Source organism: Pedobacter sp. (genome assembly GCF_046462515.1).
Classification (GTDB): Bacteria; Bacteroidota; Bacteroidia; order Sphingobacteriales; family Sphingobacteriaceae; genus Pedobacter.
In genome coordinates, this window is record NZ_JBKGVD010000005.1 from 87,046 (window position 1) to 102,385 (window position 15,340).

Here is a 15,340-nt window from a genome sequence, read left to right on the forward strand (position 1 = left end):
CTGTTAAAAATAGATGGCATTAGCTTCAATTTATTTCTCGTATTTTTACCTTCATGAAAAAGCACACTAAACCCACCATATTGGTTGTAAACGATGATGGTATAACAGCAACTGGAATTAAAGCCCTGTTAGAAGTTATGCAAGAAATAGGAACGGTAACCGTAGTTGCTCCCGATGGTCCTCAATCGGGTATGGGGCATGCCATAACTATTGGTAAACCTTTACGTTTTAGCAAGGTTGATTTGTACGAGGGGGTAGAAATGTATAAATGTTCGGGTACACCTGTGGATTGTGTTAAATTAGCAGTAAATAAGGTTTTTAAGGGCAAAAAACCCGATCTGTGTGTTTCAGGGATTAACCATGGATTAAATAACTCTATTAATGTAATTTACTCAGGTACCATGTCTGCTGCGGTAGAAGGGGCCATAGAGAAAATTCCATCGATAGGTTTTTCTTTGGATGATTTTGATCCCGATGCAGACTTTTCGCACTGCAAAAAGTTTGTAAAACAAATTGCTTTACAGGTTTTGGAAAAGGGTTTGCCTGAAGGTACATTGCTTAATGTGAATTTTCCTAAAGGCAATCAGATCAAAGGAATTAAAATCTGTAGGCAGGCAAATGCGAAATGGGCCGAAGATTTTGATGAAAGAAAAGATCCTTATAACAGACCTTATTATTGGCTTACGGGGGTGTTCGAAAATTATGACAAAGGCGAAGATACGGATGTATGGGCCTTAAATCACGGTTATGCCAGTGTGGTTCCGGTACAATTTGATCTAACAGCTCATCATGTAATACCTATTCTTAACAGCTGGGATCTTGGTAATGGAGAGGCGGAAATAGAGAGAATATCAGGGCCTGACGGAACAAATTTAGGTTAATATGAGCTTGATTTCGAAGCTTAAAAATTCTGTATGGATTGGATTGATAATTGGTTTTGTCATACCCTTTGTACTGGTAAGTGTGGCTTGGTATTTAATGCACCATGTTAAAGCATTAAAAGAAGCTGATTTATTACTCATAGGTTGTGTTGCCGTAAATGCTTTTTTGATGAATTATTTTTTTAAGATCAATAAAGAATATATAGGCAGAGGAATATTAGCTGTTACTTTTCTGTGGGCCTTTGCTTTTTTTATTTATAAACTGATGCAGGAGATTAATGTTGCGTCTTAATTTTTTTTAAATGAAGTATTATTTGGTGGCAGGAGAAGCCTCAGGAGATTTGCATGGCGCTAATTTGATAAAAGCTTTAAAAGTTGCTGATCAAAATGCTGATTTCAGGTTTTTTGGAGGAGATAAAATGCTTGCCGAAGGTGGTATGCTGGTAAAGCATTATGCCGATATGGCTTTTATGGGGTTTACGGAAGTGCTAATGAATCTTCGCACCATATTTAAAAACCTGAGACAATGCAAAGCCGATATATTAGGTTACCAACCTGATGTTTTGATTCTGATTGATTTTCCGGGATTTAACCTGAAAATTGCTGAATTTGCAAAACAGCATGGTATTAAAGTATGTTATTATATCTCGCCAAAAGTATGGGCGTGGAATCAAAAACGTGTTTTAAAAATTAAAAAGATTGTAGATAGGATGTTTTGTATTTTACCTTTTGAGGTAGATTTTTACAAAACATGGGGTATGAAAGTTGATTACGTGGGCAATCCTTTATTAGACGAAATCAGCAAGTTTAAACCAGATCATAGTTTTAAAGAACGCAATCAACTTACAAATAAACCTATTATTGCTTTATTGCCAGGCAGTCGTAAACAGGAAATAGAACGTTTGTTATTGCCTATGCTTTCGGTTATGCCGCAGTTTAAAGATTACCAGTTTGTTATAGCGGCAGCACCTACTTTCAGTAAAGAATACTACCAAACCTTTATTAAAGATAAGACAGTAAGTCTTGTATTTTCAGATACTTATAATCTTTTAAATGTTGCACATGCTGCAGTAGTTGCTTCTGGTACAGCAACTTTAGAAACAGCTCTTTTTAAAGTTCCTCAGGTAGTGGTTTACAAAGGAGGATCAATTTCTATAGCCATTGCCAGGCTTTTGGTTAAGATCAAATTCATATCTCTTGTGAATTTAATTATGGATAAAAAAGTGGTAACTGAACTTATACAAGAAGAATGCAGTACCGCAAACATCATTAGAGAACTAAAAGATATTGTTGAAGGTGAAGGCAGGGTTGATATGTTGAATAACTATAATGATTTGTTACTGAAAATGGGTAGTGCAGGAGCATCAGAAAAAACAGCAGAACTGATTGGTCTTTTTTTAGCAGAAAATAAAAAGATTTAAACTGAAATTTTTGAATTGTAACAAATTTGTTTAAATTACGGCAAATTTAGTTATAGTTTGTTTTTGATACAGATTTAAAATGAACGGGTAACTATAAATAAGACTTGGTTTAAATCAAAATACCCAGTACTGGGTATTGGTCGATATTTAATGCGAACTTATTTTTGGCAAAAACAAATAAAGTTTGTTTAGCTATTAAATAAGTTGTGTGTGGGAGAGCTGGATGGCTTTCCCTTTTTTATTTCTTTACCTTAAAAGAAAAGTGTTTCTGTGAAAAATAACTGAAAATGGCTAATAATACGGTAATAAGAGCCTTCGATACAGAAGGATAAAAACCGAAGCCTTCGACCAATATTTTTAACAGGGCATAATTGAGTAATATATTGGTAATCACAACGGTTCCATACCTAAATAACTGTATTCTTCCTTTTAAATTAGACTGTGTAAATACAAGGTATTTATTTAGTACAAAACCCAAGCAAAAAGTAAAAGCAGATTCTAAGGCTAAAGCCGCAACAGGGGCTGTTATTAAATACTCATCAATTCGTATATCTGTTTGATGAAGGATGTAATTATAAATGATGAAATAGGCTACAATACCACTAATTGCTGTAAAACCCCCGCTGGCGATATATCTGAACGTATGTAAACTAAACCAGCTTTTAAAAGGAGGATAAAAGAAATCAATACACTTTAAAATAGCTTTTCTCATTTATTGGGCAGTAAGTTTATTGGCAATCATACGGTTATTGTATTGCTGTATAAAAGCTTTGAGATATTTCTCCATATTTAAAACGGTATCAGGTTGCAGGCTTAACAGGTTCTTTTTTAGCAAACGGTCTTGCTTAAGATTATATAGAGATTGCGATTGTTTGCCATCATTAATCAATAAGTAATCGCCTTTGTAAAAGTTAAAATTTCCATCATTATTGTTTACCACAAAATTGTGCTGTGTTTTATCCATGGCATCAAAACCAAAAGCAAAATAAGGCTTATCGTAATTTAGGTAATTCAAGACTGTAGGCATAATGTCAATCTGTTGTATCAGCTTGTCTGTTCTTCCTTTTAAATCGCCTCCAGGATAATAAAAAAGAATAGGAATAGAAAAATAGCCGGGTATGGTCTGATATTCGGGTAAATAAGATACGGTAGCATGATCTGCGCAAAGCACAAAAAGCGTATTGTTAAACCAGGGCATTTTTTTTGCAGTTTCAAAGAATTTTCGCAATGCCATATCAGTATAACCCAAAGGCTCCTGCACGGGTAACGGACCTTTCTTAAATTTTCCTTGATATTTTTCGGGTATTTTAAAAGGATGATGGGAAGAAACCGAAAAAAATGCAGTAAAAAAAGGAGGTTTAAAAGTGTTCATGGTCTTAGCCATGTACTGCATAAAAGGTTCGTCCCAAATACCCCAGATACCGTCAAAATCTTGATCATTATTGTATTCGGTTTTACCATAATAATGTTTGATGCCTGCTAAATTAACATAGGCCGAAAATCCCATAGAGCCATTTGGTGCACCATGAAAAAAGGCAGTCTCGTAACCCTCATTTCCTAAAAGTTTGGCAATACTGGTAGTATTGTTGTTTGAATAGCTAGATAGAACAAAAGGTTCTTTTATTGAAGGGATGCCTGTAATAACAGAAGGCAATGCATCAATAGATTTACGCCCATTGGCATAAGTTCTTGTGGAGGTAAAACTCTGTTCTGCCAAGCTATCTATAAAAGGCGTATAACCTTTATATGTGCCATTGAGCAAATCTTTGTTAAGCGTACCGATATGCTCTTTGCCAAGACTTTCTATAATTAAAAAAACAACATTCAGTTTTTTAAACTCACCTTTATGTTGCGGTTGGTGTATAGGATTATAGAGCGAATCCAATTCACTTTCACTAAAATAATGTACAGGTTTTAGATTGGCGGCTTTTAAAGTTTTTAAGATACTGAAAGGTGTATTGAGCACCAGGCTCATATCTGCAGGCACCTTTACAAAATCACCGGCATTACTTAATGTAATGGGTCTTGTACTATGCCTCCAACCACCTCTAACACCTATAACAAATAATCCGGCAATCAGCACCAAAGCTATGGTTTGCCACAGAAATGTTTTTAAGCGATAGCTGTAACATTTTTTAACTTTTACGAGATCATACAGTTTGATGAAACCGTAAATGAATAAAATAAGAATAATAAACAAATACCAGTAATCCAGTAAAAAATCGAACAACAGTTTTGCCTTGTTTTGCTCATTGCTAAATTGCGAGAAAACACTTGCTGTTGTACGCTTTAAAGTGAATTTGTAATAGGCAAAATCAGAGAAATTGGCGATAAAACCTATGGTATTTGTAAGGATAAACAGCCACTTGCAAAAAGTTTGGTAACCCTGTCGGTATTTTATTTTAAAGGGCAGTGCCTGTAAAACAATAAATAAAGAATTGATATAAAGAACAGCTACAATATCAAACTTAAGCCCTCCCAAGAAAATAACACCCAGCTCTTGCGTAGACAAATGCTTAAATAAGGAATAATTGCTTAAATAAAAACCCAATCGACACAGGGTATAGCATAATAACACTAAAAAAATCCTGTAAATTAAAGTAGGATATAGGTTTGCAGTTCTTTCTTGTAAACGGGACATTTATTTTTAATAGGGCGCAAATTTAATTAAACCCAGCTTTAAATGAAACAAAAGCCAATCATACTTTATGGCGCAATAATGGTAAATAAATAGGCTGCAAAAATGGTTAACAGAACTATGCCCTGTAAAATGTTGGTTTTGCCACTGCCAAATGAAATAATGATACTCAGTTGGGCCAGTAGTAATAACACCATAGATTTCATATCAATGCCTAAGGTGATGGTCATTCCGGTAATAAGAGCAACAATAGCAACCGCAGGAATAGTCAGGCCAATACTGGCCAGCGCAGAGCCTAAAGCCAGATTCAAAGAGGTTTGCAGGCGATTTTTTTTAGCTGCACGATAAGCCGCCAAACCTTCTGGTAATAATACAACCGTTGCTATAATTACACCCACCAACGATTTTGGTGCACCTATATTTACAACTGCATTTTCAATATCGGGAGCTAAAGCTTTGGCTAAAAGCACTACAATACCTAAACATACTAATAATAACAAGCCACTTAGCAAAGCCACTTTTGTTGTGGGAGGAGCCGCATGATGATCTTCATCGCCATCATCGTCTGGAGGAAGGAAAAAGTCTCGGTGTCTTACGGCTTGTACCATTACAAATGCCCCATATAAAATAAGTGATATAACAGCTACAAAAACTAACTGTGCATTGTTATAATAAGGACCTGCAATACTTGTGGTGTAATTGGGTAAGATTAAAGTTAAGGTTAAAATTGCCATTAAAGTAACCAGGGCCGCTTTAACGCCACTTGATGTAAATAGCTGTTCACGGTATTTAACCCCTCCAACCAAAAGACAGATGCCAATCATGCCTGTTAGAATAATCATTACAGCTGCGAAGACTGTGTCACGGGCTAAAGCTGCGGTTTCCGGTCCCCCTGTAAGCATTAATGAAACAATCAAAGATACTTCTATAACAGTTACCGCCAATGCTAATAGCAGGGTTCCAAACGGTTCACCAACCCGATGTGCAACCACCTCTGCATGATGCACAGCAGCTAAGACACTGCCTATCAGCAGTAAGGTTTTTAAAGCTATGGCAAAACCACCGGCTTCGGCCAGAGGAAGCATATATGTAACCCATGCCAATACGGGAAGAATAATCGTCCAGAGGGGAAGAGGGAGTTTTTTTAGCATAAAATATGTTTAACTCTTAAAAATAGAAAAACCAATTTTTAAATTTAACAATTCATTTACCATAAATGTAAATATTTAATTACCCGATTTGTTACTAACATATTTTTACCCAGCTTTGATTTTATGAAGTTATTTTCTTTTTCAGTTTTATTGATTTTGTGCTTTAGAGGTACTGTTCTTGCTCAAATTGATACTACTGCTTACCACGATATTTTTAAAAAGGTGCAAAAACAATATGCTCCCGATAAAAGAGATATTTATTTTAATATTCAGTTTAAAAGAGATTCTGTGATTACCGAAAGTAGTTCTGCCGAAGTTTTAAAAGCTTTTAAGCAACAGGTAGCTGCTTTAGATCAAACTAAATTAAGAACAGAATTGTTGCCAGCTGCACAGTTAAGCGGAAAAATTTATGGCGTAACTACAATTTCAGTTGCCAATCATCGTAGCCAACCTGTACATGGGGCAGAGTTAATGACCCAAACCTTATTAGGAACACCTTTACATATCTTAAAAAAGCAAGGTGGATTTTATCTGGTAAGATCGCCAGATGGTTATTTAGCCTGGACTGATGGAGGTGGTGTGGCCAGTATGACTGCTGCCGAATTTAACGACTGGCAGAAAGCAAAGAAAATTGTTTTTACAGATGATTATGGGCATAGTTATGCAGAGAAGGAATTGAAATCAAGAAGAGTATCTGATCTGGTTAAAGGAGATATTTTAAAGCTATTGGGTGCTGAAGGCGCATTTCTCAAAGTAGCTTATCCCGATCACCGTGAAGCCTATGTACAGAAAAATCAAGTTACTGATTATATTGAATGGGTAAAACGACCAAATCCAAAGGCTACAGATATTTTACAGGTTGCCGAAACCTTAATAGGCGTGCCCTATTTATGGGGTGGTACCTCTATAAAAGGAGTAGATTGTAGTGGTTTTACCAAAACAGCTTTCTTCCTGAATGGAATTATTATACCAAGAGATGCTTCTCAGCAAGCTTTGGTAGGTAAAGCAGTAGATGTAATGGAAAATGATACCATCAGCGTTAGTAAATGTCTGCAAAACTTACAACCGGGCGATCTGATGTTTTTTTCTGCATCAAAACGCAGAGGTACAACTGGAGGTAGAATAACACATACGGCCATTTACATAGGTAAAGGAGAATTTATTCAGTCGGCGGGAATGGTTAAAATTAGCAGTATTTTGCCAGATGCGCCAAATTATGATGAAGGTCAGACCAGAACCTTAGTGAGTGCCCGCAGAATGCTTACGGAAATAGGTACACCAAAAATTACAAGAATAGATCAGCAGGAATGGTATAAATAAAAAAATCCCTGTGTTTCTTACACAGGGATTTTTGCTTCACCCTGAATTTATTTCAGGGTCTTTTATATAATAACTAAAGTTTATCAGCCTAACAAGGTTCTCCAGTTTACTTTACTGTCTATTGTAAAATGTAAGTCTTTTATAGCTATACGTTGCTGTTCCATAGTGTCTCTGTGACGTATCGTTACGGTATCATCTTCTAAAGTTTGATGATCTACTGTAATACAGAAAGGCGTTCCTACAGCATCTTGTCTGCGGTAACGTTTACCAATAGCATCTTTTTCCTCATAGATACAGTTGAAATCAATTTTCAATTTATCCATAATTTCACGGGCTTTTTCAGGTAAGCCATCTTTTTTGGTAAGTGGGAAAACAGCTGCTTTGTAAGGCGCAAGTGCCGGATGTAATTTCAACACGGTTCTGCTATCTTGTTTTTCTTCTGTACTTAAGTCTTCTTCAACTAAGGCATTGATCATGGTTAACAAGAACATCCTGTCTAAACCAATAGAGGTTTCAATTACATAGGGAACATAATTACCATAAGGTTTTCCATTTTCATCTAATTCTGCATCGAAATACTGCATTTTTTTACCACTGTATTCCTGGTGCTGTGTTAAATCAAAATCTGTTCTACTGTGGATACCTTCAACTTCTTTAAATCCAAATGGGAATTCGAACTCAATATCTGTAGCTGCATTGGCATAATGTGCCAATTTGGTATGGTCATGATAGCGGTATTTTTCAGAAGCGGTACCCAAAGCACGGTGCCATTTTAAACGGGCTTCTTTCCAGTATTCAAACCATTTTTTATCTTCTCCCGGGCGCACAAAGAATTGCATCTCCATTTGCTCAAATTCACGCATACGCATAATGAACTGGCGGGCAATAACCTCATTTCTGAAAGCCTTGCCAATTTGTGCAATGCCAAAAGGAATTTTCATGCGGCCGGTTTTCTGTACATTAAGGAAATTTACAAAAATACCCTGTGCAGTTTCAGGACGTAGATACACCACATCACTGCCCTCTGCCATAGCACCAAACTGGGTGTTGAACATCAGATTGAACTGGCGAACATCTGTCCAATTGCGGGTACCGCTGATAGGGCATACAATTTCGTGTTCTTCAATCAATACTTTTAAATGAGGCAGGTCTTCGGCTTTTAAAGCATCGTCCATGTCTGCCTGCAATTTGGCAGCTTTATCTGTTTTGCCATCTTTTTCGTATTTGGCAATCTTATCTTCTAATAACTGATCGGCACGGTAACGTTTTTTTGAATCTTTGTTATCGATCATCGGATCGTTAAATCCATCAACATGTCCGCTGGCTTTCCACACCTTAGGATGCATAAATATAGCAGCATCAATGCCTACAATATTTTCATGCATTTGCACCATGGCTTTCCACCAATAGGTTTTAATGTTATTTTTAAGCTCAGCCCCAAGCTGACCATAATCATATACTGCACTTAATCCGTCATATATTTCGCTACTTGGAAAAACAAAACCGTATTCCTTAGCATGTGAGATTACATTTTTAAACTGTTCGTCGTTATTTTTCTGCGCCATAATGCCACAAAGATAGTAAATAAGCTGATACTAAATATTTAGCCTGATCAGCAATAATAATTTGAATTTGATCCATAAAATTTAAGGAGATATGATGCTTAAAAAGAAGGTTAAATTACCCATTTCTCACAGCCTGCAAGAAAATCTTCTTTAGCATCGGCACCAATTCCGATGGTATCGGGTACATCTAAAATGTAGCCGTCGTAAGATAGACCTCCCGTAGTTGGGTCAACCAGATGCCCAAGCAAACAAGTATCTAAATCAAAAAATACTACGTTAGAACTTGCTAATGCAAAATGTAGATTAGCGGTTAAAGCAATTTTGCTTTCCATCATACTGCCAATCATACATTTTACGCCACGTTGTAGGGCTTCTTCGTGTATTTTCTGAGCTTCTAAAATACCTCCAGATTTGGCAAACTTTATATTAATGTATTCGCAGGATTTTGAATTTAATAATTTTCTCGCGTCATGATGATTGTAGCAGCTTTCATCGGCCATGATTTTTATGGGCGAGTTCAAAGCCAATTCAGGCAACCTGTCGTCAAACCATGTACGCATAGGCTGCTCGCAAAATTCGATGTCCTGATCAGCTAATTCGCCTAATGCAAAAACAGCATCATCAAAACTCCATCCCTGATTAGCATCTAAGCGTAAAGTAAGGTCACTGCCCACAGCCTTTCTGATCTGTCTTACACGTTCTATATCTTCATGAACTTTTTTACCTAATTTAATCTTAATGATCCGGCAGCCATTTTCTTTGTATTTCAGCGCTGTAGCAGCCATTCCTTCAGGAGTATCTATGCCAATGGTCATATCAGTTTCAATTACCTTTTTACGGCCACCCAAGAACTGGTATAAAGGTTTTTTAGCATATTTTGCCGAAATATCAAACAAAGCCATATCAAATGCACTTTTAATGGTAGCATTGTGATCTGCATAAGCTAAGAGATCCTGCATACGTTCTGGAATCTCCAAAGGATTTTTTCCTTTCCAGATACTGGCAAAATCTTTAGCCATGGTTAAACAAGTTTCCTGTGTTTCGCCTACAATCATCGGAAAAGCTGAACATTCACCTACGCCATAAATTCCAGCATCGGTATATACTCTTATAAAAACATTCTGGGCAAATTCCATAGTGCCTGTTGCAATTACAAAAGGCTCCATCGGAATACTAAAACGGTAGATCTCGGTATGCGTAATTTTCATTGTATAAATTGTAATTTGGCAAACCTAAAGGTATTACGACTTTGTTTATTAATCAAGAAAATAAGTAAAATAACAAAAGTTTAGTATCTAAAACATAAAACCCTACCTTTATTCCATGTCAAAACAGGCCAATAACCTTATACACGCCTCTTCTCCGTATCTATTACAGCATGCTTATAACCCTGTTGAATGGTATGAATGGGGGCCGGAAGCTTTGCAAAAAGCCAAAGATGAAAATAAGCTTATTATTGTAAGCATAGGTTATTCTGCATGCCATTGGTGCCATGTAATGGAACGTGAAAGTTTTGAAAATTATGAAGTTGCTGAAGTAATGAACAAGCACTTTATATGTATAAAGGTGGATAGGGAAGAACGACCTGATATAGATCAGGTTTATATGCTGGCTGTTCAACTTATGAACGGTAATGGAGGGTGGCCTTTAAATGCGATTTGCCTCCCTGACCAGAAGCCCGTCTATGGAGGCACTTATTTTAGGAAAAGCGACTGGATAAATATTCTATTAAATTTGGCTAAAATGTGGGAAGAACAACCCGCAAAAGCAACAGCATATGCCGAAAGATTAATAGAAGGTGTGCATCAGGCAGAGAAAATTATTCCGGTTAAAGAAGATATCATCTTTGAACTTACGCAAATAGAAAAAATTGTAGCACCTTGGCAGCGTAGTTTTGATATAACAGACGGAGGTTATAACAGAGCACCTAAATTTCCTTTACCCAATAATTGGGCTTTCTTGTTACGTTATGGTTTTTTAGCAGAAAATCAATCCATATTTAATGCCGCTATGAACACTTTAGAAAAAATGATGATGGGGGGCATTTACGATCATCTTGCAGGGGGCTTTGCCCGGTATTCGGTTGATGATAAATGGCATGTTCCTCATTTCGAAAAAATGTTGTATGATAATGCGCAGCTATTGAGCCTTTATACAGAAGCTTATCAATGTCTAAAGCATAAACCTTTTAGACAGATTGCTATTGAAACGATAGACTGGTTATTTAATGAAATGATGGATGAGAGTGGATTGTTCTACTCGGCCTTGGATGCCGACAGCGAAGGCATAGAAGGCAAATTTTATGTGTGGGATAAAAAAGAATTTGATGAGGTAGTGGGAGAAGATACTGAACTCCTGTCGGCCTATTTTAATGTAACAGAACAAGGTAATTGGGAGGAAGAGGAAACTAATATCTTGCGTAGAGTAAGAGCTGATGAAGCTTTAATGGAGCAATTTGGTATAGATGAAGAAACCCTGAATGATAAAGTGGGATTGGCGAAAGCAAAATTACAGGGTGTACGTAATAAAAGAGTAAGACCAGGATTGGATGATAAATGCCTTACAGCTTGGAATGCGATGACCATAAAGGCATTGACAGATGCGGCATATGTTTTCAACTATCCGGTATATTATGGCTGGGCTAAATGCGCAATGGAATTTATACTGGAGAATTTGGCCACCAGCAAAGGTGGATTATACAGAAATTACAAACAAGGAAAAGTAAGTATCAACGGATTTTTAGATGATTATGCCTTTACTATTGATGCATTAATTGCCCTATATGAATATGATTTCAATGAAAAATGGCTACAAAAAGCATTAAACCTTACTGATTATGTAACGGAGCATTTTGCAGATGATGAAACCGAGATGTTCTTTTATACTGATAAAATGGAAGAAGCTTTGATTGCACGTAAACACGAGGTGATGGATAATGTAATACCGGCATCTAATTCTGTTATGGCACAAAATCTCCAAAAACTGGCTTTATATTTTGACCAAAATGAATATGCCGAAAAAGCGGCGGCTATGCTTAAATCTGTGCTGCCACGTATCAAAAATTATGGTTCGGGCTATTCAAACTGGTGCATACAGCTTTTAAATGAAATATACGGAATTAATGAAATAGCTATTGCAGGTAAAGATATTGAGGGGGTAAGAGCTGAATTTTCAAAAGTTTATATTCCTAACAAAATTAGGATGGGAGGAACAAATTCTACACTTCCTTTGTTAAAAGATAAGCAAAGCGACGAAACAAAAATCTATATTTGCCGAAATAAGACCTGTCAGCTTCCTGTAGAAACAGTAGAAGAGGCGGTTAATTATATTAATTAAATTAAAAAGAATGAATATTAGTTCAAACAGCGTTGTGGCTTTAACTTATGAGCTGCATACTACCACCCCTGAGGGTAACCAGGTCTTCGTAGAAAAAGCAAATGATGAAAATCCGTTAGTATTTTTATATGGAGTAGGCATGATGCTGCCTAAATTTGAAGAGCATTTAAGCGGCCTTAAAGCAGGTGATGAATATAATTTTGAATTATCTCCATCAGAAGGATATGGAGAAATAGATCCGGCTGCCCATGTTGATTTGCCAATTACTATGTTTAAAGAAGCTGGAGGTGAATTGCCAAATGTTGGTGATGTAATTCCTTTACAGGATAATCAGGGAAATCAATTCCGTGCAGGTGTAACCGGTGTTCATGAAGAATTTATTTCAGTAGATTTAAATCACCCTATGGCAGGTAAAAATCTGATTTTCTCAGGTAAAATTCTAAATGTAAGACAAGCAACAGAAGATGAATTAAGTCACGGTCATGCGCACGGTATAGATGGCCATTCTGGACACTAATTCAATCTCTTATAAATAAAAAAAGCATCACTTTAGTGATGCTTTTTTTATGGTATGAACTTTAAGTTAAAGTACCTTGCCGCTAACTAAACTTACCGGAGGCTGATCCATTGCGTTGGCTGTACTCAGTTTTAATATACCTTTAACTTTAATAGTTTGATAGGTGAATTTTACCGGTTCAACCAGATCTACATGTACCATAATTGGGATACCATTCTTCCCACAATAAAAACACTGGTTTATAGGTAAGGTAGATAGCATAAATTTGGTTTGTTTCATTCCATCTTTTATAGGAACAATATAGCCTTCTAGCTCAAAGGGCTTGTTTGCATATTTTTTAATCTCGTTACCAAATATGGCATACATTTCGGTTTCTTTAACGGTTTTAAAATCAACTGAGCCAATAATATCCCAGTTTGCCGACAGGATTTGATCACTTGGATCGTGTTGTGCTTTTGCCTGTATGCCAAGGCCGATAAATGCTAAAAATAAAAAAGCGAGTTTTTTCATGATATTAGTTTTTTGCTAAAATTTTTGAAATGTTTGAACGATAAGCCTGTATAGCCGGAATAATAGCAGCGAATATACCAATGGCTAGTCCAATTAATAAAAGATAAACCTCATGTGGTAAAAAAATCAGTCCGGTTAAGCGTGCTTGACTACTTTCCTGGTAAGAACCTATGATCTGTAAAATTCCATGTCCAACGGCTAGCCCTATTAAAGAACCTATAACAGTTAAAATCAAGCCCTCTAAAATAATGATGATAAATAGTTTTAATCTTGACGCACCTAAAGTACGCATTACAGCCAAATCATAAGTGCGCTCTTTTAAAGAATTGTATAAATTTACAAATACGCTTATGCCCGCTACCAACATGATCAATACCGCAAACCATTGCAAGGTATCAACGCCTACACCTATTAAAGAAAATAAGCGTGTGCTTTCCATTGCTGGACTGGCAGATTGTAAACTGGTCATTTGGTTTACCATCCGTGGAAACATAGCTACCGACATGGGAGAACGGTATTGGATGAGTAAAGAAGTAATTTCTTTACCTTCTGTCTCTTGTTCGCTTTTAAAATCAGCATGGTCATGGCCTTCATGTACATGCGCCTCTCCTTCATCATGCATATGCCAGATGCTGGCTACATTGGTTAAGATCAGGTTATCGGTTACATTTCTTTGAGGAGCCAGAATACCTACCACTTTATAGGCATGTTCTTTATGCTGGTCGCTCATTTCGGTAAGTCCGTGTCCACCATAAAAAGTATCGCCAACTTTAAGATTTTGCTCTTTGGCTACTGTAGCGCCAATGGTAGCGTCCATATCTTCTTTCCAAAACTTACCTTCTTTAATTTTAAGTTTATAAAGACCTATATAATTGGTGTCGGTTCCAACAATGCGTACGCCATTGTAATTATCGCCTAAAGCGAGAGGGACAGCTCGTTTTACAAATGGATTTTTAGCTAGTTCATTCGCTTCTTTCAAAGGAATATTTCCGGTAGGGAAATCAATGTAATAGATACTGCTTAGAATGAGCTGCAAAGGACTGCCTTTGGCCCCAACAACTAAATCTATATCTTTTGAATTGTTCTCCAGTTTTTGCTCTATTTGAGTAGATGCGAGTAGAAGTACGGTTAAAATACAAGTACCGAACGTTATCAAAAGAATGTTCAATGTAGCATTTAGGGGTTTAGACCATAAATTTTTCCAGCTTAATTTAAAAGGGCTCATGATAAACTGTAGGTGTTTGTAAATGCTTCTTTAATTCTTTGATCGTGCGTTGCAATAACCAAAGTGGTATGATTTAATTGAGATTGTTCTAAGAGCAGGTTAAGCACAGCTCGTGCATTTTTATCATCTAAACTCGAAGTCGGTTCATCAGCTATGAGCAGGGTAGGTCTGTTTAATACAGCACGGGCAATAGATGCACGTTGCAACTGCCCTTGACTTAGCTGATCGGGTTTGCTGTTCTTTTTAGATAAGATATTTAAAGAATCCAACACTTCATCTATACGATTGGTATTTACCGCTAAACCGGCTAAGCTCTGTGTAAGCTGGAGATTTTCTGTAATGCTAAGGCTTTTTAAAAGATGAGGTTTTTGAAAAACGATGCCCACATGCTGACCTCTAAACTGATCTAATGCTTTAGGCGAGAGCTGGTAAATTTCGGTGCTATCGATTTTGACGCTTCCCTGCGTAGGCTTTAAGATACCTGTTAAAATATGTAATAGGGTGGTTTTTCCGCTGCCAGATTCTCCTAAAAGCAACCACTGCTGGTTATTTTCGATTTGCCAGTCTTTAAAAACAATCTCATGATTGTTGCTGTATTGATGCTTTATATCTTTTATTTTGATCATTTTTTTAGCCTTGTCACAAAAATAATTTATTGTATCAAAGTAAAAAATGTAAAGCGTGTAAAGTATTTGCTACTTCGATGCTTGAAATACGATGAAAGATGGAGGTTTTATTGAAAAAGGAGCTGTTTAAAAAGTCTTGAAATTCGTCAT

Annotated in this window: 14 protein-coding genes; 6 read left to right on the forward strand and 8 right to left on the reverse strand. The window is 36.6% G+C overall.

What is annotated here, in order from left to right; all coding sequences use genetic code 11:
- Positions 1–53: 53 nt before the first annotated feature.
- The 3 genes from surE to lpxB are packed head-to-tail and all read left to right on the forward strand — an operon-like array spanning position 54 to position 2,302.
- The gene (gene surE / locus ACLHG9_RS05360; RefSeq protein WP_410220473.1) at positions 54–881 is read left to right on the forward strand and encodes a 5'/3'-nucleotidase SurE; all 828 of its coding nucleotides are present in this window, start codon (positions 54–56) and stop codon (positions 879–881) included.
- Between the two features lies 1 nt (position 882).
- The gene (locus tag ACLHG9_RS05365) at positions 883–1,173 is read left to right on the forward strand and encodes a stationary phase survival protein SurE (RefSeq protein ID WP_410220474.1); all 291 of its coding nucleotides are present in this window, start codon (positions 883–885) and stop codon (positions 1,171–1,173) included.
- A 10-nt stretch (positions 1,174–1,183) separates the two neighbouring features.
- Positions 1,184–2,302 (forward strand): lipid-A-disaccharide synthase, encoded by a 1,119-nt coding sequence (gene lpxB / locus ACLHG9_RS05370; RefSeq protein WP_410220475.1) that lies wholly within the window; start codon positions 1,184–1,186, stop codon positions 2,300–2,302.
- A gap of 238 nt (positions 2,303–2,540) precedes the next feature.
- On the opposite strand, the gene ACLHG9_RS05375 is transcribed toward lpxB, so the two are convergent.
- The 3 genes from ACLHG9_RS05375 to ACLHG9_RS05385 form a co-directional block, all read right to left on the reverse strand.
- Entirely contained in the window at positions 2,541–3,014 is a 474-nt protein-coding gene (locus ACLHG9_RS05375) for a GtrA family protein (RefSeq protein ID WP_410220476.1), read from the reverse strand.
- The gene (locus ACLHG9_RS05380; protein ID WP_410220477.1) at positions 3,015–4,814 is read right to left on the reverse strand and encodes an LTA synthase family protein; all 1,800 of its coding nucleotides are present in this window, start codon (positions 4,812–4,814) and stop codon (positions 3,015–3,017) included.
- A gap of 194 nt (positions 4,815–5,008) precedes the next feature.
- The gene (locus ACLHG9_RS05385) at positions 5,009–6,091 is read right to left on the reverse strand and encodes a calcium:proton antiporter (protein ID WP_410220478.1); all 1,083 of its coding nucleotides are present in this window, start codon (positions 6,089–6,091) and stop codon (positions 5,009–5,011) included.
- Positions 6,092–6,214: 123 nt separating this feature from the next.
- Between ACLHG9_RS05385 and ACLHG9_RS05390 the strand changes: the two genes are divergently transcribed.
- A complete protein-coding gene (locus ACLHG9_RS05390) occupies positions 6,215–7,411 on the forward strand; it encodes a C40 family peptidase (protein WP_410220479.1) in 1,197 nt (398 codons plus the stop codon).
- An 83-nt stretch (positions 7,412–7,494) separates the two neighbouring features.
- Here the strand turns inward: ACLHG9_RS05390 and ACLHG9_RS05395 are convergent, their stop codons facing one another.
- Positions 7,495–8,976 carry a glycine--tRNA ligase gene (locus tag ACLHG9_RS05395; protein ID WP_410220480.1) on the reverse strand — a complete coding sequence of 494 codons (1,482 nt, stop codon included), beginning with the start codon at positions 8,974–8,976 and terminating at the stop codon, positions 7,495–7,497.
- 110 nt (positions 8,977–9,086) lie between these two features.
- Positions 9,087–10,184 (reverse strand): mandelate racemase/muconate lactonizing enzyme family protein, encoded by a 1,098-nt coding sequence (locus ACLHG9_RS05400; RefSeq protein ID WP_410220481.1) that lies wholly within the window; start codon positions 10,182–10,184, stop codon positions 9,087–9,089.
- Positions 10,185–10,299: 115 nt separating this feature from the next.
- Between ACLHG9_RS05400 and ACLHG9_RS05405 the strand changes: the two genes are divergently transcribed.
- Both ACLHG9_RS05405 and ACLHG9_RS05410 read left to right on the forward strand, forming a co-directional pair.
- A complete protein-coding gene (locus tag ACLHG9_RS05405; RefSeq protein WP_410220482.1) occupies positions 10,300–12,312 on the forward strand; it encodes a thioredoxin domain-containing protein in 2,013 nt (670 codons plus the stop codon).
- Between the two features lie 10 nt (positions 12,313–12,322).
- The gene (locus ACLHG9_RS05410) at positions 12,323–12,829 is read left to right on the forward strand and encodes a peptidylprolyl isomerase (RefSeq protein ID WP_410220483.1); all 507 of its coding nucleotides are present in this window, start codon (positions 12,323–12,325) and stop codon (positions 12,827–12,829) included.
- A 66-nt stretch (positions 12,830–12,895) separates the two neighbouring features.
- Here ACLHG9_RS05410 and ACLHG9_RS05415 read toward each other — a convergent pair whose 3' ends face one another.
- Genes ACLHG9_RS05415 through ACLHG9_RS05425 form a run of 3 tightly spaced genes read right to left on the reverse strand, consistent with a single transcriptional unit; the run spans position 12,896 to position 15,190 of the window.
- A complete protein-coding gene (locus ACLHG9_RS05415) occupies positions 12,896–13,339 on the reverse strand; it encodes a hypothetical protein (RefSeq protein WP_410220484.1) in 444 nt (147 codons plus the stop codon).
- A 4-nt stretch (positions 13,340–13,343) separates the two neighbouring features.
- Complete coding sequence (locus ACLHG9_RS05420) at positions 13,344–14,564, reverse strand: ABC transporter permease (protein ID WP_410220485.1); 1,221 nt, start codon at positions 14,562–14,564, stop codon at positions 13,344–13,346.
- Positions 14,561–15,190 (reverse strand): ABC transporter ATP-binding protein, encoded by a 630-nt coding sequence (locus ACLHG9_RS05425; protein WP_410220486.1) that lies wholly within the window; start codon positions 15,188–15,190, stop codon positions 14,561–14,563. Before ACLHG9_RS05425 ends, ACLHG9_RS05420 begins: the two co-directional genes overlap by 4 nt.
- Between the last annotated feature and the right edge of the window lie 150 nt (positions 15,191–15,340).